The sequence below is a fragment of the Cellulomonas aerilata genome, from assembly GCF_007991755.1.
GTDB classification, from domain to species: domain Bacteria; phylum Actinomycetota; class Actinomycetes; order Actinomycetales; family Cellulomonadaceae; genus Pengzhenrongella; species Pengzhenrongella aerilata.
Window position 1 is genome coordinate 24,173 of sequence record NZ_BJYY01000020.1, and the last position, 20,608, is coordinate 44,780.

Sequence of the window (20,608 nt, forward strand, 5' to 3'; positions counted from 1 at the left end):
CGGCATGGACCCTAGGTCAGCGCACGGCCCTATGCGGCCGCGCGCTGCTCGACCACGACCAGCACCTGCCCGGGGGACACCTGGTCGCCGGGCGTCACGGACACGGCCGTGACCGTCCCGGACACCGAGGCGACCACGGGCGCCTCCATCTTCATGGCCTCGAGCGCCAGGAGCGTCTGCCCCGCGGTCACCACGTCGCCCGGCCGGACGTCGATCCGGAAGACCGTGCCGACGAACGGGGCGCCGACCCCCTCCGAGCCCTCCGGGACCACGACGCCGTCCCCGCTGGACGCCGGCGGCTCGGCCTCCGCGCGCCGGTCGAACTCGCCGGCGGCCTCCCAGGCGTCGCGCTCGGTCCCGAAGGCCGCAGCCTGGGCGGCCCGGAACGCCTCGATGGACCCGGCGTTGTCGGCGAGGAACCGCTCGTGGTCGGCGAGGGCGAAGGTGCCCTGGTCGATGCGCAGGTCGAGCTGTCCGGCCTTGGCGTCGGCCCGCAGGTCGAGCAGCTCGTCCGCACCGACCGGGTGCCACTTGATGACGTCGAAGAACCTCAGCAGCCACGGCGTGCCGGGCTCGAACGCGCCCCGCTGGGTGTGGGTCGACCACACCGGCACGGTCCGCCCGACGAACTGGTACCCGCCGGGTCCCTCCATGCCGTAGATGCACAGGTAGGCACCGCCGATCCCGACCGCGTTCTCCGGCGTCCAGGTCCGGGCGGGGTTGTACTTCGTCGTCACCAGCCGGTGCCGCGGGTCCAGCGGTGTGGCGACCGGGGCGCCGAGGTAGACGTCGCCCAGGCCCATGACGAGGTAGTCGGCGTCGAACACGGTGCGGTAGACGTCGTCGACCGAGCCCAGGCCGTTGATGCGGCGGATGAACTCGATGTTCCACGGGCACCACGGCGCGTCGTCGCGGACGCCGGCCATGTACCGCTCGATCGCCTCCCGGGTCGCGGGGTCGTCCCAGGACAGCGGCAGGTGGACCGTCCGGCTGGGGACGACGAGCTCGCTGGTCGCCGGCAGCGTGTCCTCGACCTGGCGCACCAGGTCCAGCGCGGTGCGCAGCGGCAGGACGTCGGGGTCCAGGTGCAGCTGGAGCGACCGGATGCCGGGGGTGAGATCGACGAGCCCGCGTGCCGCGCGTCCGCCGTCGGCCGCCAGGCGCTCGCGGACCGCCTCGGCGAGCGCGTGCACCCGCATGCGCGACGCGAGGTCCAGCTGCATGGGCCCGTACTCGACGAGCAGGTTGTCGTCGCCGGACCGGCGCATCGTGACCTCGGGGCGGTGCGCCTGGGCCTCCAGCCGCGCGAGGATGCCGCCGTCGTCGTGGGCCGGACGGGACGCCACGGGCCGGGACTGCGGCCGGGCGCGCAGCGTGCCGGCCTGGGCCTCGTCGACCGGCACGAAGCGCACGGCGTCGCCCGGCCGGAGCTGGCCCAGCTTCCACATCTGCCCGACGGCGACCGTGGCCGGGCAGGTGAACCCGCCCAGGCTCGGCCCGTCCGGTCCGAGGAGGATCGGCAGGTCCCCGGTGTAGTCGACGGCGCCGACGGCGTACGGGGTGTCGTGGATGTTGGACGGGTGCAGGCCCGCCTCGCCGCCGTCCGGACGGGCCCAGGTCGGCTTGGGGCCGACCAGGCGGACCCCGGTGCGCGCGGAGTTGAAGTGGACGGACCAGGTCGCGGCGTAGAACTCCTCGACGTCGCCCGGGGTGAAGAACTCCGGGGCGGCGTGCGGGCCCTCCAGCGCGCCGATCTCCCACGCGTCGGTGATCGTCGGGCGGTCGGCGACCGGCACGCCTGCGCCCGGGGCGATCGGGTCGCCTTCCGCGGCCGCCGCCGGGAGCCGGAGCGTGTCGCCGGCGCGCAGGGCGGACCCGGTCACGCCGCCGATCCGGCCCAGGTCGAAGGTGGCGGCCGACCCCAGGACCGGCGTGACGTCCAGCCCGCCCCGCACGAGCAGGTAGCTGCGCATGCCCGCGGTCGGCGTGCCGATGTCCAGGACCGACCCGGCCGGGACGTGGACCGGCTGCCACTGCGGCACGGGGTCGCCGTCGACGGTCACCGGCGTGGGGGCGCCCGCCACCAGGACGGTCGCCGCGGTCCGGAACCGCAGCGCCGGCCCGGCGAGGGTGCACTCCAGCCCGGGTGCGCCCTCGTCGTTGCCCAGCGCCCGGTTGCCGAGCCGGAACGACAGGTCGTCCATCGGGCCCGACGGCGGGATGCCGACGTGCCACAGCCCGGTGCGGCCCGGCCAGTCCTGGACGGTGGTCAGCATCCCCGGGCGCACGACCTCCACCCGCGGGTCGCCGTCGACCACGCCGGCCAGCGTGCCGGTGTGGTGCGTCGCGGCCAGGACGTCGGCGGTGGTCGTGATGGAGCGCAGCAGCCCCAGGTTCGTGGCGATGCCGTCGACGCGGGTGCCGGCCAGCGCGTCGCCGAGCGCGGCCCACGCGGCGTCGCGGTCGGCGCCGGCGGTGATGACCTTGGCGAGCAGCGGGTCGTAGTGCGTGGTGACCTCGGTGCCGGCCTCGATCCAGGTGTCGACCCGCGCGGCGGTGCCGGTCGAGCCGCCGGCCGGACTGCCGGCCGGGCCGCCGCTCGTGCTGCCGGTCGAGACGCCGGTGGCGGGGGAGGCGAAGCCGGTCACCGTGCCGGCGCTGGGCAGGTGGTCCCGGTCGGGGTTCTCGGCGTAGACCCGGGCCTCGACGGCGTGCCCGCGCGGCTCGAGCGGGGTGTCGACGACGGAGGTGTCGCCCTGAGCCAGGCGCAGCATCCACTCGACGAGGTCGACGCGGTACACCGCCTCGGTGACCGGGTGCTCCACCTGCAGGCGCGTGTTGACCTCGAGGAACGCCGCCTCCTCGCGCTCGGCGTCGTAGACGTACTCCACCGTCCCGGCGGACCGGTAGGCGACCGAGGCGCACAGGTCCCGGGCGGCGTCGGCGATGCCCGTGCGGACGGCGTCCGGCAGCCCGGGGGCGGGCGCCTCCTCGCAGACCTTCTGGTGGCGGCGCTGCAGGGAGCAGTCGCGGTCGCCGAGCGTGACCACGGTGCCCGCGCCGTCGCCGAAGACCTGGACCTCGACGTGCCGGGCGGCGGTGATGAGCCGCTCGAGGAACACCCCGGCCGTCCCGAAGCTCGCGCCGGCGGTCCGGCGCACGGACTCCCACGCCGCGGACAGCTCGGCGGCCGAGCGGCACGCCCGCATCCCGATGCCGCCGCCCCCGGCCGTCGCCTTGAGCATGACCGGGTAGCCGATGGCGTCCGCGGCGACGAGCGCCTCGTCGAGGGTCTCCAGCAGCCCGGTGCCGGCGAGCATGGGGACGCCGACGGCGCGGGCGGCGTCCCGGGCGGTGTGCTTGGACCCGAACAGCTCCAGGTGCTCCGGCGACGGCCCGACGAACGCGACCCCGGCCGCCTCGGCGGCGCGCGCGAAGCCGGCGTTCTCCGACAGGAACCCGTACCCGGGGTGGATCGCGCCCGCGCCGGAGGCCAGCGCGGCCTCGACGATCCGGTCGCCCAGCAGGTAGCTCTGCGCGGCCGGTGCCGGGCCGAGGAGCACCGAGGTGTCCGCCAGGCGGGTGTGCGGGGCGCCCGCGTCGGCGGCGGAGTGGACGGCGACCGTCCGCAGGCCCATGGCGCGCGCGGTGCGCAGGATGCGGACGGCGATCTCGCCGCGGTTCGCGACGAGCAGGGTGTCGAAGGACATCTCAGGCCTCCGGCCCGTCGGTGGGCGCCGGCACGGGGGCAGGCACGGTGGCCGGCACGGTGGCCGGCACGGGCGTGGCGGCGGCGGTGGCGGCGGCAGGAGCGGGCGCGGTGACGACCATCCGCACCGGGGTCGGGTCGAAGCCGTTGCAGGGGTTGTTGACCTGCGGGCAGTTGGACACCATCACCAGGACGTCGCGCTCGGCGCGCAGCGTCAGGCTCAGCCCGGGCGCGGAGATGCCGTCGACGATGCCCAGGGCGCCGTCGGGGTCGACCGGGACGTTCATGTACCAGTTGACGTTGGAGACCAGGTCGCGGGCGGTCAGCCCGTGCCGGCTGCCCTCGACGAGGAAGTTCTCCGCGCACGCGTGCTGCCCGGCGGTGTGCCGGCCGTACCGCAGGGCGTTGGACTCCTTGGAGCAGGCACCGCCCAGGGTGTCGTGCCGGCCGCACTCGTCCGCGACGACGGTCAGCAGCGGGTCGGCCTCGCAGTCCAGCAGCACGCTGCCGGTGGTGAGGAAGATCGACCCCTGCGCCGCGATGGTGTCCGGCGCGCTGTAGCGCAGGGACGTGTCGTGCGCGTCGTAGGCGAGGAAGTCCACGGCCTGGTTGCCCTCCAGGTCGACGATCGTCAGCTCGCTGCCCGCCGGCAGCACGGTCGACCAGGGCGCCCGCGCCGGGACGACCTCATCGAGCAGGACGGCGGGCTGCGTGGTCGGGTCGGCGGCGCGCGGCCCGGCGGCGGCGGCGCTCGTGATGGTGGTGGTCATCGGGTCCCCCTCGTGGTCAGGTAGGCGGCGGTCGCCTCGAGCGCGCGGCGCCCCTCGGGGGTCGCGGTCCAGCGGGCGTCGTCGGGCGTGGTGGGCGTCGCGCGCCAGGCGACGACCTCCAGCGGCCCGCTCCGGAAGGCCGGCGCCGGGTCGAGCGGGTGGGCGGTGTTCGTGACCAGCACCAGCAGGCGCATCTCGGCGAGCAGCGTGACCGCGGCGCCGGGGCCGGCGGAGCCCGTGGGGCGGGGCCGGCCGTCGTCGTCCACGCGGACGCCCTGGAAGAACGAGATGCTCGGCGGCAGGTCCCGGCGGTCCAGGCCGTGCTTGGCGGCGGCGAGCGTGAACAGCTCGCGCCCGGCCGGGGACGGCCCGTGCGCGGACCCGTCGCCGTAGCGCTCCTCGTTGCGCCGGCGCGTGGTGGTGCCGAACAGGCTGTCGTGCCGGCCCGACGTGTCCGCCACGATGCTCGCCAGGGCCCGTCCCTGCCCCGAGAGCAGGAGGTGGTCGGCGGTCAGGTGCACCTGCCACTGGACCTTGACCGTGTCGGCGACGTTGAGCCGCTCCCACGGCTCGTCGGCGTTGTGCAGCAGGACGTGCGCGCAGGCGTCACCGGTGAGGTCGGTCAGCCGGACGGCGGTGCCGCGCTCCACGACCAGGTGCGTGTACCCGCCCGCGCCGAGCGTCTCGGCCCAGACGAGGTCGCCGGCGGCGACGCCGGGGGGAGGCGTGGGCCAGGCGCTGGCCGGCAGGACCGGCATCGCCAGGCGCCCGCCGGCCGCGCCGTCCAGGGCCTGCGCCTCCTGCGCCCGGGCGTGCTCACGTGCTCCCGCTGTGGTGGCCGTGCCGCTGCTGCTGCCGGTCATGTGGCTCTCCGCTCACGATTCTCGAGGCCGAATCTGTTGGTCGACAGGAATGAGGGTGGACGGCCGGTGTTCCGCGTCCGTCACCATTGCGTGAACAGCGGATTACGCGGTGTACGGTCCCCGGCCCATGGCAGGAACACCTATGGCACGCAGACCCGGACGGCCCCGGGCGAACGCCGAGCAGGCGACCGGGCGCGGCACCGCGCAGGACCTCCTGGACGCCGCCGCGGCGCTGTTCTGCACGGTGGGCTACACGTCCACGAGCACGTACGCGATCGCCGAGCGCGCCGGCGTCCGGCAGGCGTCGATGTACCACCACTTCGCCGGCAAGCACGCGATCCTGCACGAGCTGCTGCTCGGGACGGTGCGCCCGTCGCTGCGCAACGCCGAGCTGCTCGCCCGGATCGACGCCGGCGTGCCGGCCCGGCTGTGGGCGCTCGCCGCCGCCGACGTCGAGCTGCTGTGCGCACCGCGCGACAACCTGGGGGCCTTGTACTTCCTCCCCGAGCTGTCCGACGAGCGCTTCGCGCCGTTCCGGGCGCTGCACCTGGCGCTGCGAGCCGGGTACGCCGACCTCGTCGGGCAGTACCCCGGCGTGCGCGGCGAGGACGTCGGCGAGCTGTCGTCCCTGGCGATCGGGCTCGTCGAGAGCGTGATCCTGCGGCGCCGGGAGGAGCCCGACCTCCGGGCCGACGACGTCGCCCCCCGGGTCGCCGACGCCGTGCAGCGCCTCCTCGGCGCGACCCCCGCCGGGCTCGCCGCCGTGCGCGCCGAGGGCCTGGCGCTGCGCGCGACGCTCCCGGATCTCGGCGTCGCGCGCTTTCCGCAGAATCGTGCGGCGCGGCCGGAGAATTAACACGACCGTTGCACGAGCGCATCGACCCGGACACGGCCCGGGTGATCAATGAGCCTGTCGGGCGACAGGAAACTCCCCGGCGCCGGTCCCGCGGCCACCTCGTCCGCGACCGGGTCCCCCCTGCGCTCGTGCATCGGAGTGTGCCGTGATCATCGCCGGAGTCGGACTCAGCGTCCTCGCTGTCGTCCTCGTCGGAATCGTCGTCGCCCGCAAGGTCGACGGCGACAGTGCCAACTTCCTCGTCGCGGGCCGGCGCCTGGGGGTGCCGCTCGTCGCGGCGTCCCTCATGGCGGCCGCAGTCGACTCCAACGCCACGGTCGGCAACACGGACCTCACGTCGGCGTTCGGCTTCTGGTCCGGGGCGTCGCTCGCGCTCGGGCTGGCGCTCTGCCTGCTGCTGACCGGGATCTTCCTGGCCAAGCCGATGAACCGGATGGGGCTCTTCACGCTCGCGGACTTCTACCGGCTGCGCTACGGGCGCGGGGTCGAGGTGGCGTCGTCGCTGCTGATGATCTTCGCGTTCGCGATCCTCATGGCGGGGAACCTGGTGGCCTGCGGGTTCCTGCTCGAGCGGTTCCTCGGGCTCGACTACACCCTCGGCGTCGGCATCGCCGTGGTGCTGGTGCTCGTCTACACGATCGGCGGCGGGATGTTCTCCGACGCCTACACCGCGGCGATCCAGATCGTCATCACGCTCACCGCGACCGCCGCGCTGCTGTGGTGGGTCGGCTCGACGATCGGGTTCTCCATCCCCGACGGCATGGGGCCGTTCGACTTCGAGCAGCTCACCTCCACCGACGCCGGTGCCCCCATCAACTGGGCCACGCTGCTCTCGCTGGGCATCGGGGACATCGTGGCGATCGACTTCATGCAGCGGATCTTCTCGGCGCGGAGCCCCGAGGTCGCCCGGCGCTCGTGCTTCACGGGTGCGGCCGGCACCGCGGTGATCGGCGTCGCCTACGCCCTCGTCTCGCTCGCCGCGGTCTCCGCGTTCGGGCTCGACATGGCCGACGGGCCCGTGCTGTTCACGTTGCTCGACGACTACGCCCCGCCGGCCCTGACCATCCTCGTGCTGTCCGGCATCGTCGCGGCGTCCTTCTCCACCGCGTCCGGGGCGATCCTGGCGACCTCCGCGGTGGCCGTGCGCAACATCCTCGGCGTCCGGCGGGTCACGACGGAGCCCGGTGTGCGCGACCCGCTGCTGCGCTGGACCCGGATGGCGATGATCCCGGTCGTGATCCTCGGCGTGACCGTGGCCCTGCAGGTCGCCCAGACCGGCATCCTGCTCACCCTGGCCTTCGACCTCATGCTGGCGTGCCTGGTCGTGCCCTTCCTGCTGGGCCTGTTCTGGAAGCGGGGCGGCACGCGGGCGGCCGTCGCCGCCATGGTGACGGGTCTGGTCGTGCGGATCGGCCTGTTCGTCCTGACGCCGACGATGTACGGCGTCCCCAACGACGTCGCCTACCTGCCCAACGACCTGGTGCCCGCGAGCTTCGACGGGTGGCCCACGTTCTACGGCGGCCTGACCTCGCTCGTCGCGTACCTGATCGCGGCGACGGTCTGGCCCCGCACGATCACGGAGGAGGCCTGGTCGATCGCGGACGGCGACGTCCCGGTCACCGCTCCGGACGCCGTGGCCGTGCCGGTCGCCCGGGTGGGCGCCCCGCCGTCGTCCCCCGTGATCGCCGCGGCCCCGGCGCCCGCACTGCCCGACGCCGGCCTGCCGGTCGCACCGCAGGTCTGACGGCGTCGCCCGCGGACGGAGGGACCGCGGCACGCGACCCGGGCACGCGGCGCGGCCTGCGCCCCGGCACGACAGCGCTCGCCGCCGTCGCGCCGGGGTCGCCTGCGTGCGAGGTCCGTGCGGTACGCAGGACCTGGTTCCGGACCCCGCCACGGAGGACCATGGTGGTGACCGGCGCGCCCGCCGGACGTCGACGGGCCCACCGGTGGAGGCCGACGATGACCCACCTGGTGGAGCGGCTGGCGGCCGCGATGAACGCGCACGACCTGGACGGCGCGGCGGCGCTCTTCGCCCCCGGGTACGAGAGCCGGCAGCCCGCCCACCCGGCCCGCGACTTCAGCGGGCGGGCGCAGATGCGCGCGAACTGGGAGGCCATGTTCGCCGGGGTCCCGGACTTCCGTGCCGAGCTGCTCGGCAGCGTGGTCGACGGGGACACCGTGTGGTCGGAGTGGCACTGGACCGGGAGGCGCACCGACGGCGAGCCGTTCGAGGTGCGAGGAGTCGCGCTCTTCCAGGTACGGGACGAGCAGGTCGTCGGGGCGCGGCTGTACCTGGAGGACGTCGAGCGGGAGGGCGCCGACATCGACGAGAGCGTCCGGCGCCTGTCGGGGCAGGCGCCGGCACGGTCCCACGCCACCGAGGGCGGACAGGCAGGGCCCGCGGCGACCGGGTGAAACGCGGGGCGCGCCGCGAGCCCGCGTCGAGGAGACAACGTTCCGGACCGCTCGCGCGTCATCATTCTCAGGCGACCGCGGGGTCGCCGCGACGAACGGGGGCTCACCATGGTGCAGGACGTGGCCGCTTCACCAGCGGCGGGGCGGCGCGGGGTCCGGCGCGGTGCTGTCGCGGCGAGCGCGATGCTGCTCGTCGGGGTGGTGCTGACCGGGTGCGGCACCGGTCTGACGAGCGCCCAGGGCGCCGCACCGTCGCCGGGCCCGACGGCGTCGCCGAGCGCGTCCGACCGCGCCACCCCGGCTCCACGACCGACGCCCACGTCGACCCCGACGCCCCCGCCCACCTCGACCCCGACGCCCCCGCCCACCTCGACCCCGGCGCCCGCCCCGGAGCCGGCGCCGCCGGCGCCCGCACCGGCGCCGGCACCCGCGCCGGCACCCGCACCGGCGGAGCCGGCGCCGCCCGCTGCCGCACCGGAGCCCGCGCCCCCCGCAGAGCCCACGGGGCTGCGCCGGGGCGACGAGGGCGAGGCGGTGCTCGCGCTGCAGCAGCGCCTGATCGACCTGGGCTACTTCCTCACCGCGGCCGACGGCCGCTTCGGTGCCGGCACGGAGCAGGCCGTGTGGGCCCTGCAGAAGGCCGCGGGCCTTGGCCGGGACGGCGTCGTCGGGCCGGCGACGCTGGCCGCGCTCGACGCCGGCACCCTTCCCGCCCCGCGCACCACGAGCGGCCGGGCGATCGAGGTCGACCTCGACGCCCAGCTGCTGCTCGCCGTCGACGACGGCGTCGTGACCCGGGTCGTCAACGCGTCGTCCGGCAACGGCAAGCCGTACGAGGCGCTGGGCCGCACCCAGCGCGCCGTCACCCCGACCGGCGACTACAGCGTGGTCCGGCAGATCGACGGCATGCACGAGTCCACCCTGGAGCTCGGCTCGATGTACCGGCCGAAGTACTTCCGCGGCGGGTGGGCCGTGCACGGCTCGAGCTCGATCCCGCCGTGGCCCGCGTCCCACGGCTGCGTGCGGGTCTCGAACGCCGCCATGGACTGGATCTGGGACACCTGGGGCGCGCCGCTGGGCACGCCGGTGCACGTCTACTGACCCCGGCCGTGGCCCGTCGCCCGCGCTGGTACGTCGGACCCGGTGCCGTCGGGCCTGGTCACGGCGGCCGCGCTGCGGTTGGGTGAACCCATGGGCGAGGTCATCCTGTTCGGGGCGATCGCGTCCAGCGCGCTCGTGCTGGGTGCTCTGGTCGGCGGGTGGGCCACCCTGCCCAAGCGCGTGCTGGCGGGCATGCTCGCCTTCGCCGCCGGAGCCCTCATCACGGCGCTCGCCTTCGAGCTGTTCGAGGAGTCCGTGGACCGCGGCGGCATCGGCCGTGCCGCGCTCGGTCTGGCCGGTGGTGCCGTGGTGTTCACGCTGCTGAGCGCGCGTCTGGACGCGGCTGCCCGCGCGGGGTCGGGCACCACGTCCGGCGACGAGGGCAGCGACAAGCTGGACCTGGAGGCCGCGGCGCAGGAGCACGCGCCGTCGTCGGCGTCCACGCGCGGCGCCGCCGGGTTCGCCCTGCTCGCCGCCGTGACGCTCGACGGCGTGCCGGAGAACGTCGCCCTGGGGGTCTCGATCGGCGAGGGGACCGGGGGACTGGCGCTCCTGGCGGCCATCTTCGTGTCGAACTTCCCCGAGGCCCTCGTCGGGGCGGCGTCGATGCGTGCGCAGGGACGGTCCCGGCTCTCGGTGCTGGCCCTGTGGACCCTGTGCGGCGTCCTCCTCACGCTCGCCGTCGTCCTCGGTGCCGGGCCCCTGTCGCGCGCGTCGGGGGAGACGATCTCGCTGCCGCTCGCGTTCGCGGCCGGTGCGGTGCTCGCCTCGCTCGCCGACACGCTGATGCCCGAGGCCTACGAGGACGGGGGGCCGACCGTCGCGCTCTCGACCACGGCCGGCTTCCTGCTGTCCTTCGTGCTGTCCCTCACCTGAGCAGCCCCGCGTCGGGGCAGGATGGGGGCTGCCCCCGCCGGCCGACGGCGGTCACGGCGTCGACGTCCGAGGAGGACTCGTGACCAACCTCGACACCCGGCCCGACGCGCTGCTGTGCGACGACCGGGAGACCGCCGCCGCGGGCGTGCAGGTCCTGACCCCGCGCGACGTGCCGCTGGGGGGCATCCGCGCGATGTCCGTGCGCCGGACCCTGCCGCAGCGGGCGCGGTCGTTCGTCGGCGCCTGGTGCTTCCTCGACCACTACGGGCCCGACGACGTGACCGCGACGGGCGGCATGCAGGTCCCGCCGCACCCGCACACCGGGCTGCAGACCGTCAGCTGGCTGTTCTCCGGCGAGGTGGAGCACCGCGACAGCCTCGGGACGCACGCCTTCGTGCGGCCGGGGGAGCTCAACCTCATGACCGCCGGGCACGGGATCAGCCACTCCGAGGACTCCACCGCGCAGACCCGGGTGCTGCACGGGGTCCAGCTGTGGACGGTGCTGCCCGAGCGGCACCGCGACACCCGTCCGGCGTTCGACCACTACGCCCCGCCGGTCGTGCTGCTCGACGACGGTGCGGTCCGGGTCTTCCTGGGCACGCTGCAGGGGTCGACGTCCCCCGTGCCGACGTTCTCGCCGCTCGTCGGCGCCGAGGTCGTGCTGGGCGGCGGCTGCGAGCACACGTTCGCGGTCGACCCGACGTTCGAGCACGCGGTGCTGGTCGACACGGGCACCGCGGAGGTCGAGGGGGTGCGCGGGGAGCGCGACGAGCTGCTGTACGTCCCGCCGGGCACGTCGACGCTCGCCGTGCGGGCGCTCGGCGACGCCGACCTGCGGGTCGTCCTCATCGGCGGTGAGCCGCTGGGGGAGAGCATCGTCATGTGGTGGAACTTCATCGGCCGCTCCCACGACGAGGTCGTGGCCGCCCGGGACCGGTGGCAGCAGGAGATCGGCGCGGACGACGCCGAGATCGCCGTGGCCGGCGACCCGGCCGCCGGTGACCCACGTCGGGCCGACCTCGGCGCGGCGGACGGCGTGCCGCCCGACGCCGTCCCGGACGGCCCGATGGGGCGGCCCCGGCCGGGCTCGAGGTTCGGGACCGTCACCGGGCACGCGCACCCTCCGCTGCCGGCACCCCCGATGCCGCTGCAGCGCCTGAAGCCGCGCAGCTGAGGGCGCGCGCCACCCCGTCAGCCCGGCTGGTCGTCCGGACGTGGCATCCTCAGCCCCGTGGACACGCCCCTCGCCGCCGCGCTCCGGACCGCCACCCGGACGGAGCACGAGCAGGCCGAGCACATGCCCTTCGTCGGCGAGCTGATGGCCGGCCGTCTTCCCCTCGCGGCCTACGTCGACCTGCTGTCCCAGCACCACGCGATCTACCACGCCCTGGAGGCCGCCGAGCCGTTCGTGCGAGCCGACTGCGCCGGAGCGAGCGTCGTGGTCGACGGACTGGCCCGGTCGGGGTCGATCGAGAGCGACCTGGCCGTGCTGTGCGGTCCGACGTGGCGTGACGGGCTGCGGGTGCTGCCGGCGACCCGGCGCTACGTCGACCGCCTGCGCGCCACAGCCCAGACGTGGGTCGGGGGGTACGTCGCCCATGCGTACACGCGCTACCTGGGGGACCTGTCCGGCGGGCAGGCGATCCGGACGGTCCTGCGCCGCACGATGGCGGTGCCCGACGACGCGCTGGCGTTCTACACCTTCGCGTCGATCCCCAAGCCGAAGCTCTTCAAGGACGCCTACCGCGCCCGGCTCGACGCGCTGCCGTTCGGCGTCGACGAGCGGGCGCGGGTGATCGACGAGGCCCGGGTGGCGTTCCGCCTCAACGCCGACGTCTTCGCCGACCTCGGCGCCGTCCACCTGCCCGCCGTGCGCCGGGAGCCGGCGACCGACGTCGCCTGAGCCCCGAGCCCCGAGCCCCGAGCCCCGAGCCCCGAGCCCCGAGCCCCGAGCCGGGGCGCGGGATGCGCCCTCGCCCGTCCCCGGCCCTCAGAACCGCGACAGCGCCAGCACGGTCACGTCGTCGCGGGTCTGCGGCGCACCGGCGAGCAGCCGCTCGCAGAGCCCGTCGGGGTCGCGGCCGCCGGCCGCCGCCCGGTCGCGCAGCTGCTCCAGGCTGCGCAGCAGGTGCACCCCGCGCTCCTCGACCAGGCCGTCGGAGTAGAGGACCAGCGCGTCGCCCCGCGCCAGCTCGACCGTCACCTCGGCGTAGTCCCGGGCGACGTCGACGCCCAGTGCCGGGCCCGTGGCCTCGTGCAGCAGGCGGCCGCCCTCGGCCCCGAGGTGCAGGATCGGCAGGTGGCCCGCGCTGGTGATGCGGGCGCTGCCGGTCTGCGGGTCGAGCTCCGCGGCGACCACGGTCGCCAGCTTGCCCGGCAGCAGGGCGCCGATGAGGGTCCCGAGCCGGCGCAGCGCCGTGGACGCGCTGCCCTCGTTGACCAGGTAGGCGCGCAGCGCGTGACGCATCTGGGCGGTGATCGCCGCGACGCCCATCCCGTGGCCGGCGACGTCGCCCACCATGAGCACCACCCGGCCGTCGGGCAGCACGGTGACGTCGTACCAGTCGCCGCCGATGATGTCGTTGCCGCTGGGCACGTAGCGGGACGCCAGGGAGAACCCGGCCGGGATGACCGGGCGCTCGGTCAGCACGATCTGCTGAAGCGCGGCCGCGATGCGGCTGTCCTCCGCGGACCGGCGGGCCAGCAGCTCGTCGACGTCCTGCCCGAGCCGCTGGGCCGCCGCCGTCTCCGCCGGCGCCCACGGGTCGGACCGCCCGCGGACCTGCTCCACCCAGGCGGAGAACGAGGCGCGGGGCGTGAGGCGCAGCCCGTCGTCGGTCCGCTGGACCGCCTTGCGCGGGTCCCCGGCCCACTGCACCTCACGGAGCACCTCGGGGCGGAACCACATGAGGAAGTCGCTGCGCTCGCCGGACGTCAGGGGCACGCCCAGCACGCCGCTGGCGGTGCCGGCGATGCGCGCGGTCAGCTCGGTGGCGGCGAGGTCCCGACCGAGGGCGTCGGTGACGACCAGGGTCCGGCCACTGCTCCACAGGACGCCGGCGAGCGCCTCGACGTCCTGCACGGACGGCGTCTCGCCGAGCAGGCGCAGCTCGTTGTGGACGCGGATCGCGACGCCGGACGCGCCCTCGATCAGGTCCAGCGCCCCGCCGTCCCCGGCGAGCGAGTCCAGCGGGTTGCGGATGTTGCCGGCCAGGGACCGGGTCAGATCGGCGGCGGTCGCGCTGATCGCCAGCGCGTCGACGTACCGGCCCTCGTCCTCCTTGCCCTGGATGAGCAGCGACGCGGTGCGCCCGAGGAACTCCGCGACGTTGCGGGTCGAGGGGCTCGGGTAGTGCGGGCCGGCGTAGTGGTGGCACGCGACCAGCCCCCACAGCCGCCCGTGGGACAGCAGGGACACCGACATCGACGCCCGCACGCCCATGTTGGCCAGGTACTGCAGGTGGACGGGGGAGACGCTGCGCAGCGCCGCCCCGGACAGGTCCAGCGGCAGGCCGGTGCGCGGGTTCAGGCCCGGCATCAGCGGGCTCGGGGTGTAGCCGGCATCGGGGATCGACCGCAACCACTGCGACGTGTACAGCGCGCGCGCCTGGGCCGGGATGTCGGACGCCGGGAAGTGCAGCCCGAGGAACGGCTCGAGGTCCTCGCGTGCCTCCTCGGCGACGACCTCGCCGTTCCAGTCGTCGTCGAACCGGTAGACCATCACACGGTCGAACCCGGTCACCCGGCGCATCTCCGCGGCGAGCATGCGGGTCAGCTCGCCGTGGCTCGTCGCACCCTGCAGCGCGCGCAGCGCCAGCCGCGTGCGCGGGGCGGTCTCGGGCGCCGACCCGACCGGGGGCTCCAGCTCGACGACGAGCATCCCGTCGCTGCGGTGGGCCAGCAGGTCGACGGCGCGGCGGGTCCCGTCGGGCAGCGGCACGTCGATGCGCCGCGGCTCGGCGCTCTCCTCCCCGGCCGCCAGGGACGGCACGCCGTCGGGCCCGAGCACGTCCTGCAGACGGCGCCCGCGCAGGCTCGCCGCGTCCTGCCCGAGGTGCTCGGCGGCGTTCGCGGACGCCATCACCACGGTGTGGTCGCTCTCGTCCACGGCGAGCAGCACGCCGTGCGCCTGGACGGACCCCGGGATGCGGATCGGCTCGTCCGCGCAGTCGATCTCGGGGAGAGCAGGCTCGGTCACGCTGGTCATCGCGGTGTCCTCACGCCAGGCAGGTGCGCGCGGACGTGTGCCTCGCGAACGCTCGATCGCCGCCCACCCTAGTCGGCCGGCACACCTCCTGCTGCCGACGCCGTACATCGTTGTAGGACGCTGTACATCGTTGTAGAGTTCGCCGGGCCGGGGCAGCGCACGTCGCCCGGGCAGCCACCGACCGCCTCGACCGGGCACCGCTGCCGTGACCGACGGCCCACAGCCGTGACCACCCGCCGCCCGTTGCCGTGACCACCCGCCCGCAGCCGTGACCACCCGCCGCCCGCGCCGATCCGAGGGACGTCCATGCCGGTGACCATGCACGACGTCGCCCGGCGCGCGGGCGTGTCGGTCAAGACCGTCTCCAACGTCGTCAACGGCTACGCGCACCTGCGGCCGGCGACGAAGGAGCGGGTCGAGGCGGCGATCGCCGAGCTCGGCTACCAGGTCAACGTCGCCGCACGGAACCTGCGCCAGGGGCGCACCGGGATGATCGGGCTGGCCGTCCCCGAGCTGAGCCAGCCGTACTTCGCCCAGCTCGCCGACCTGGTCATCCAGGCGGGGGAGGACCTCGGCGTCACCGTGCTTATCGAGCAGACCGGGGCCCAGCGGGACCGCGAGCTCGAGGTCCTGCACGGTGCCCGGCGCCGGATGCGGGACGGGCTGATCCTCTCCCCGCTCGCCCTCGGCGAGGAGGACCGCGCCGCGCTGTCGGTGGACTACCCCCTCGTCCTGCTCGGCGAGCGGATCTTCCACGGCCCCACCGACCACGTGACCATGGCCAACGAGGACGGCGGGTACGCCGCCACCCGGCACCTGCTGGACCTGGGACGACGCCGTATCGCCATCCTCGGCGCGCACCCCGGGGCACCGACGGGCTCCGCCTCGCTGCGCATCGCCGGCTACCGGCGGGCCCTGGACGAGGCCGGCCTCGCGCTGGACCCGGCGCTGGTCGTCCCGGGCGACCGGTGGCAGCGCGCGACCGGCGCCGAGGCGATGAGCCGCCTGCTGGACAGCGGCACCGCCGTCGACGCTATCTTCGGGCTCAACGACGCGATGGCGCTCGGCGCTCTGCGCGTGCTGTCCGCGCGCGGCCTGGCCGTGCCGGACGACGTCGCGGTCGTCGGCTTCGACGACCTGGACGACGCGCGCTACTCGACCCCGTCGCTCACGAGCGTCGACCCCGGACGGCACGACATCGCCCGCACCGCGGTCCGCCTCCTCGTCGAGCGCATCGCCGACCCGGCCCGCGCCGCCCGCCCGGCGGTCGAGCACGTCGCGCCGTTCCGGGTGGTCGAGCGCGAGTCCACCCTCGGGCCGCAGGTGCCCACCCCGCAGCCCACCCCGCCGTCACCCACCCCGCCGTCACCCACCCCGCCGTCACCCACCCCGCCGTCACCCACCCCGCCCAGCAGCGCCCAGGAGGCCTAGTCCCATGCAGCAGGCACGAATCTCGATCGACCCCGCGTTCGTCGTCGCCCCGGTCAACCGCCGGGTCTTCGGGTCCTTCGTGGAGCACATGGGCCGGTGCGTCTACACCGGGATCTACGAGCCCGGGCACCCCACCGCGGACGACGACGGCTTCCGCGGCGACGTCCTGGACCTGGTCCGCGAGCTCGGCGTCACGACCGTGCGCTACCCCGGCGGGAACTTCGTGTCCGGCTACAAGTGGGAGGACGGCGTCGGCCCGCGCGAGGACCGCCCGACCCGGCTCGACCCCGCGTGGCGGACCATCGAGACGAACGCCTTCGGGCTCAACGAGTTCATGGAGTGGGCCAAGAAGGCCGACGTCGAGCCGATGATGGCCATGAACCTGGGCACCCGAGGCCTGCAGGAGGCCATCGACCTGCTCGAGTACGCCAACCACCCGCAGGGGACGGCGCTGTCGGACCTGCGCATCGAGCACGGCGCCAAGGAGCCGCACGACATCCGCCTGTGGTGCCTGGGCAACGAGATGGACGGACCCTGGCAGCTCGGGCACAAGACCGCCGAGGAGTACGGCCGCCTGGCCGCCGAGACGGCGCGCGCCATGCGCCAGTACGACGCGGGCCTCGAGCTCGTCGCGTGCGGGTCCTCGAGCCGCACCATGCCGACGTTCGGGGCGTGGGAGGCGACCGTCCTGGAGCACACCTACGACGTCGTCGACTACATCTCCGCCCACGCCTACTACCAGCTGCTCGACGGCGACCACGCGAGCTTCCTGGCGTGCTCGGTCGACATGGACCGGTTCATCGACCAGGTCGTGGCGACCGCGGACCACGTCGGCGCGCGCCTGGGGTCCGACAAGAGGATCGACATCTCGTTCGACGAGTGGAACGTCTGGTACCTGCGCGAGCTGATGAGCGGCCAGGGCGGGCTCCCGAAGGACTGGACCGTCGCGCCGCGCACGAGCGAGGAGGCGTACACGGTGCTCGACGCCGTCGTCGTCGGCTCCCTGCTCATCACCCTCCTGCGGCACGCCGACCGGGTCACCGCGGCCTCGCAGGCGCAGCTGGTCAACACGATCTCGTCCATCCGCACGGAGCCGAACGGCCCGGCATGGCGCCAGTCGATCTTCCACCCGTTCGCCCGGACCGCCCGCCACGCACGGGGCACGGTCCTGGACCTGCGCCTGGACGCCCCCACGACCACCACGCCGACGTACGGCGAGGTCCCGGTGCTGGACGCGGTCGCCACCCACGACGCCGACGAGGGCCGGCTCGCGGTGTTCGTCGTCAACCGGCACCCCTCCGAGCCCGTGTCGTTCAGCACGGACCTGCGCGCGTTCGGCGGGGGCCAGATCGCCGAGGCGGTCGTCATCGCCGACGACGACCTCACCGCCGCCAACACGCAGGCCGACCCGGACCGGGTCGTCCCGCGCCCGCACCCGGACGCCTCGGTGACCGACGGGACGCTGACCGCACAGCTGCCACCGGCCTCGTGGAGCATGGTCGTGCTGGAGGTCCCGGGGGCCTGACCGGTCGTCGGACCGCGCGGACCCCTCGGGCAGCCGCGTCCCGGACGCCCGGTCGTGTCACCGGGCGTCCGGCGGGTGATCCTGGGATGCTCGTCGGCGGGACGCCGTCGCGGGGCAGCGCGGGGCGCCGTCGTCCGGCGCGCCGATGCGCCGGTGGGGTTCCGGCCGGAGCGGTCCGGCACGCACCGAACGACGTGGAGGCACCATGGAGTCGCGCAGCATCTTCCGGCGGAAGTCCGTGGAGGACTCCCTCGCCTCGGTGGACGACCCGGAGCGGTCCCTGTCCCGGGTGCTCACCAGCTGGGACCTGGCCGTCCTGGGCGTCGCCGTCGCGGTCGGGGCCGGCATCTTCTCGGTCGGCGCGACCGCCGCCGCCGACTACGCCGGACCCGGCGTCATCCTGTCGTTCGTCATCGCCTCGGTCGTCTGCGGCCTGGCGATCATGTGCTACGCCGAGTTCGCGTCCACGCTCCCCGTCGCCGGGTCCGCGTACACGTTCTCCTACGCCACGATGGGTGAGCTCGTCGCGTGGATCATCGGCTGGGACCTCATCCTGGAGCTGCTGCTCGCCTCGGCCGTGATCGCCAAGTTCTGGGGCGTGTACCTGTCCGACGCGTTCGGGCTGTTCGGCGTGGACATCCCCACGACGGTCCACCCCGGCGGCCTGGCGGTCGAGTGGGGGCCCGTCGTCATCGTCGCCGTCTTCACCGCCCTGCTGGCCGTCGGCACCAAGCTCAGCACGCGGGTCAACAGCGTCTTCACGCTCATCAAGGTCGGCATCACGCTGCTGGTCATCGTGGTGGGGTTCACCTACGTCCGGGTCGAGAACTACACCCCGTTCATCCCGCCGTCGCAGGCCGCCGCGGAGAAGAGCTCGCTCGACCAGCCGCTGAGCGCGTTCCTGCTCGGGTTCGAGCCGTCCACCTACGGCGTCGTCGGCGTCCTGTCCGGGGCCGCGCTGGTGTTCTTCGCGTTCATCGGGTTCGACGTCGTCGCCACCACCGCCGAGGAGACGAAGGACCCGCAGCGCGCCATCCCGCGCGGCGTGCTCGGCGGGCTCGCGATCGTCACGGTGCTCTACATCCTCGTCACCGTGGTGGTCACCGGGATGGTGTCCTACCGCGAGCTCGCCGAGTCCGACAGCCCGTCCCTGACGACGGCGTTCGTGCTGGTCGGGGCGGACTGGGCCGGGCGGATCATCTCGGTGGGCATCCTCGTGGGGCTCACGTCGGTGCTCATGGTGCTGCTGCTCGGCCTGACCCGGGTGGTCTTCGCGATGAGCCGCGACGGGCTCCTGCCGCGGGCGCTCTCCCGCACGTCGCACAGGTACCACACCCCGGTCCGGCTGCAGGTGGCAGCGGGCGTGGTGGTCGCGCTCATCGCGGGGCTGTCCCCGGTGGAGGTGCTCGCGGAGATGATCAACATCGGCACCCTGTCGGCCTTCGTGCTGGTCAGCTTCGCGGTCCCGCTCCTGCGGCGCTCGCGCCCGGACCTCAAGCGCGGGTTCCGGGTGCCGCTGTCCCCGCTGCTGCCGATCCTGTCCGGCGTCGCGTGCCTGTGGCTCATGACGAACCTCACGACGCTCACCTGGCTGCGGTTCCTCGCGTGGCTCGCCGCCGGGATGGCGATCTACGCCCTGTTCGGCTACCGGCACAGCACGCTGCACCGGAGCGAGCCCGCGCTCACCCGCTGAGCCGGCCGTCCGGCCCGACCAGCGCCCGTCAGGCCCGACCGGCGTCCGACCGGCGCCCACCCCCACGAGGAGCCCCATGAGATACCGCACGCTCGGCCGCAGCGGGACCGTCGTGTCCACCCAGGCGCTGGGCACCATGACGTTCGGCGCCGAGGCCGACGAGACGACGTCCGGGCGGATCATGACCGCCTTCGTCGAGGCGGGCGGGACGCTGGTCGACACCGCGGACGTCTACGGCGCCGGCGTCTCGGAGGAGATCGTCGGCCGCTGGCTCGCCGCCCACCCGACCGACGCCGCGCAGCTCGTCGTCGCGACCAAGGGCCGGTTCCCCACGGGAGCCGGCCCGAACGACCACGGTCTGTCCCGCCGGCACCTGCGCACGGCGCTGGACGACTCCCTGCGCCGCCTCGGCGTCGAGCACGTGGACCTCTACCAGATGCACGCCTGGGACGCGCTGACCCCGCTCGAGGAGACGCTGCGCTTCCTGGACGACGCCGTCGCAGCGGGCAAGATCGGGTACTACGGCTTCTCGAACTACCTCGGCTGGCAGCTCACCAAGGCGGTGCACGTGGCGGCGGCGCACGGCTGGGCGCCGCCGGTCACGCTGCAGCCGCAGTACAACCTGCTGGTGCGGGACATCGAGCACGAGGTCGTCCCGGCCGCCCTGGACGCCGGCGTCGGGCTGCTGCCGTGGTCCCCGCTGGCGGGCGGCTGGCTCAGCGGCAAGTACCGGCGCGACGTCGACCCCACCGGGGCGACCCGCCTGGGCGAGAACCCGGCGCGCGGGATGGAGGCGTGGGCCGCGCGCAACGCCGACGAGCGCACGTGGCGCGTGCTGGACGTCGTCGGGCAGGTCGCCGCGGCGCACGACGCGTCGTCGTCCCAGGTGGCGCTCGCCTGGTTGGCCGCCCAGCCGGCGGTCACGTCGGTGATCCTCGGGGCGCGCACGGCCGAGCAGCTGGCCGACAACCTCGCGGCCGCCGACCTCGACCTGACCGAGGACGAGCTGACCCGGCTCGGCGAGGCGAGCGCACCCCGCGTCGACGACTACCCGTACGGCGTCGCCGGGGTCCGGCAGCGCCACCGCACGCTCACCGGGGGCCGCTGAACGGGTGCACGGATTCCTCGACCGTGCACCCGTCGGCGTGCGAGGCCGGGC

The 20,608-nt window shown here is 74.8% G+C and carries 15 protein-coding genes; 11 read left to right on the forward strand and 4 right to left on the reverse strand.

Annotated features, from left to right (window positions below; translation table 11 throughout):
* Nucleotides 1-29: 29 nt before the first annotated feature.
* The 3 genes from uca to CAE01nite_RS16000 are packed head-to-tail and all read right to left on the reverse strand — an operon-like array spanning nt 30 to nt 5,342.
* The gene (uca, locus tag CAE01nite_RS15990) at nt 30-3,710 is read right to left on the reverse strand and encodes an urea carboxylase (protein WP_146906531.1); all 3,681 of its coding nucleotides are present in this window, start codon (nt 3,708-3,710) and stop codon (nt 30-32) included.
* 1 nt (nt 3,711) lies between these two features.
* Complete coding sequence (locus CAE01nite_RS15995; protein ID WP_146906532.1) at nt 3,712-4,479, reverse strand: urea amidolyase associated protein UAAP2; 768 nt, start codon at nt 4,477-4,479, stop codon at nt 3,712-3,714.
* Complete coding sequence (locus CAE01nite_RS16000; RefSeq protein ID WP_146906533.1) at nt 4,476-5,342, reverse strand: urea amidolyase associated protein UAAP1; 867 nt, start codon at nt 5,340-5,342, stop codon at nt 4,476-4,478. Before CAE01nite_RS16000 ends, CAE01nite_RS15995 begins: the two co-directional genes overlap by 4 nt.
* A 142-nt stretch (nt 5,343-5,484) precedes the next feature.
* Between CAE01nite_RS16000 and CAE01nite_RS16005 the strand changes: the two genes are divergently transcribed.
* The 7 genes from CAE01nite_RS16005 (at nt 5,485) to CAE01nite_RS16035 (ending at nt 12,496) form a co-directional block, all read left to right on the forward strand.
* Complete coding sequence (locus tag CAE01nite_RS16005; protein ID WP_146906534.1) at nt 5,485-6,198, forward strand: TetR/AcrR family transcriptional regulator; 714 nt, start codon at nt 5,485-5,487, stop codon at nt 6,196-6,198.
* Nucleotides 6,199-6,343: 145 nt separating this feature from the next.
* Nucleotides 6,344-7,942 (forward strand): high affinity choline transporter 1, encoded by a 1,599-nt coding sequence (locus CAE01nite_RS16010; protein WP_146906535.1) that lies wholly within the window; start codon nt 6,344-6,346, stop codon nt 7,940-7,942.
* A gap of 218 nt (nt 7,943-8,160) precedes the next feature.
* Nucleotides 8,161-8,616, forward strand: a complete 456-nt coding sequence (locus CAE01nite_RS16015; RefSeq protein ID WP_146906536.1) for a nuclear transport factor 2 family protein — start codon at nt 8,161-8,163, stop codon at nt 8,614-8,616.
* A gap of 120 nt (nt 8,617-8,736) precedes the next feature.
* The gene (locus CAE01nite_RS16020; protein ID WP_246131275.1) at nt 8,737-9,717 is read left to right on the forward strand and encodes a L,D-transpeptidase family protein; all 981 of its coding nucleotides are present in this window, start codon (nt 8,737-8,739) and stop codon (nt 9,715-9,717) included.
* A gap of 90 nt (nt 9,718-9,807) precedes the next feature.
* Nucleotides 9,808-10,593: a ZIP family metal transporter gene (locus CAE01nite_RS16025; RefSeq protein WP_146906538.1), complete on the forward strand. Its 786-nt coding sequence runs from the start codon at nt 9,808-9,810 to the stop codon at nt 10,591-10,593.
* Between the two features lie 79 nt (nt 10,594-10,672).
* Entirely contained in the window at nt 10,673-11,767 is a 1,095-nt protein-coding gene (locus CAE01nite_RS16030) for a pirin family protein (RefSeq protein WP_146906539.1), read from the forward strand.
* 57 nt (nt 11,768-11,824) lie between these two features.
* On the forward strand, nt 11,825-12,496 hold the full coding sequence (locus tag CAE01nite_RS16035) for a biliverdin-producing heme oxygenase (protein ID WP_246131276.1): 672 nt from the start codon (nt 11,825-11,827) through the stop codon (nt 12,494-12,496).
* 87 nt (nt 12,497-12,583) lie between these two features.
* Here CAE01nite_RS16035 and CAE01nite_RS16040 read toward each other — a convergent pair whose 3' ends face one another.
* Nucleotides 12,584-14,800, reverse strand: a complete 2,217-nt coding sequence (locus tag CAE01nite_RS16040; protein WP_186816631.1) for a SpoIIE family protein phosphatase — start codon at nt 14,798-14,800, stop codon at nt 12,584-12,586.
* Between the two features lie 306 nt (nt 14,801-15,106).
* On the opposite strand from CAE01nite_RS16040, the gene CAE01nite_RS16045 reads away from it, so the two are divergent.
* The 4 genes from CAE01nite_RS16045 (at nt 15,107) to CAE01nite_RS16060 (ending at nt 20,557) form a co-directional block, all read left to right on the forward strand.
* A complete protein-coding gene (locus CAE01nite_RS16045) occupies nt 15,107-16,231 on the forward strand; it encodes a LacI family DNA-binding transcriptional regulator (RefSeq protein WP_146906542.1) in 1,125 nt (374 codons plus the stop codon).
* A 4-nt stretch (nt 16,232-16,235) separates the two neighbouring features.
* Complete coding sequence (gene arfA, locus CAE01nite_RS16050; RefSeq protein WP_146906543.1) at nt 16,236-17,756, forward strand: arabinosylfuranosidase ArfA; 1,521 nt, start codon at nt 16,236-16,238, stop codon at nt 17,754-17,756.
* A gap of 205 nt (nt 17,757-17,961) precedes the next feature.
* Nucleotides 17,962-19,449, forward strand: a complete 1,488-nt coding sequence (locus tag CAE01nite_RS16055; RefSeq protein ID WP_146906544.1) for an amino acid permease — start codon at nt 17,962-17,964, stop codon at nt 19,447-19,449.
* A gap of 76 nt (nt 19,450-19,525) precedes the next feature.
* Nucleotides 19,526-20,557, forward strand: coding sequence for an aldo/keto reductase (locus tag CAE01nite_RS16060; protein ID WP_146906545.1), 1,032 nt, complete (start codon nt 19,526-19,528; stop codon nt 20,555-20,557).
* Nucleotides 20,558-20,608: the final 51 nt, after the last annotated feature.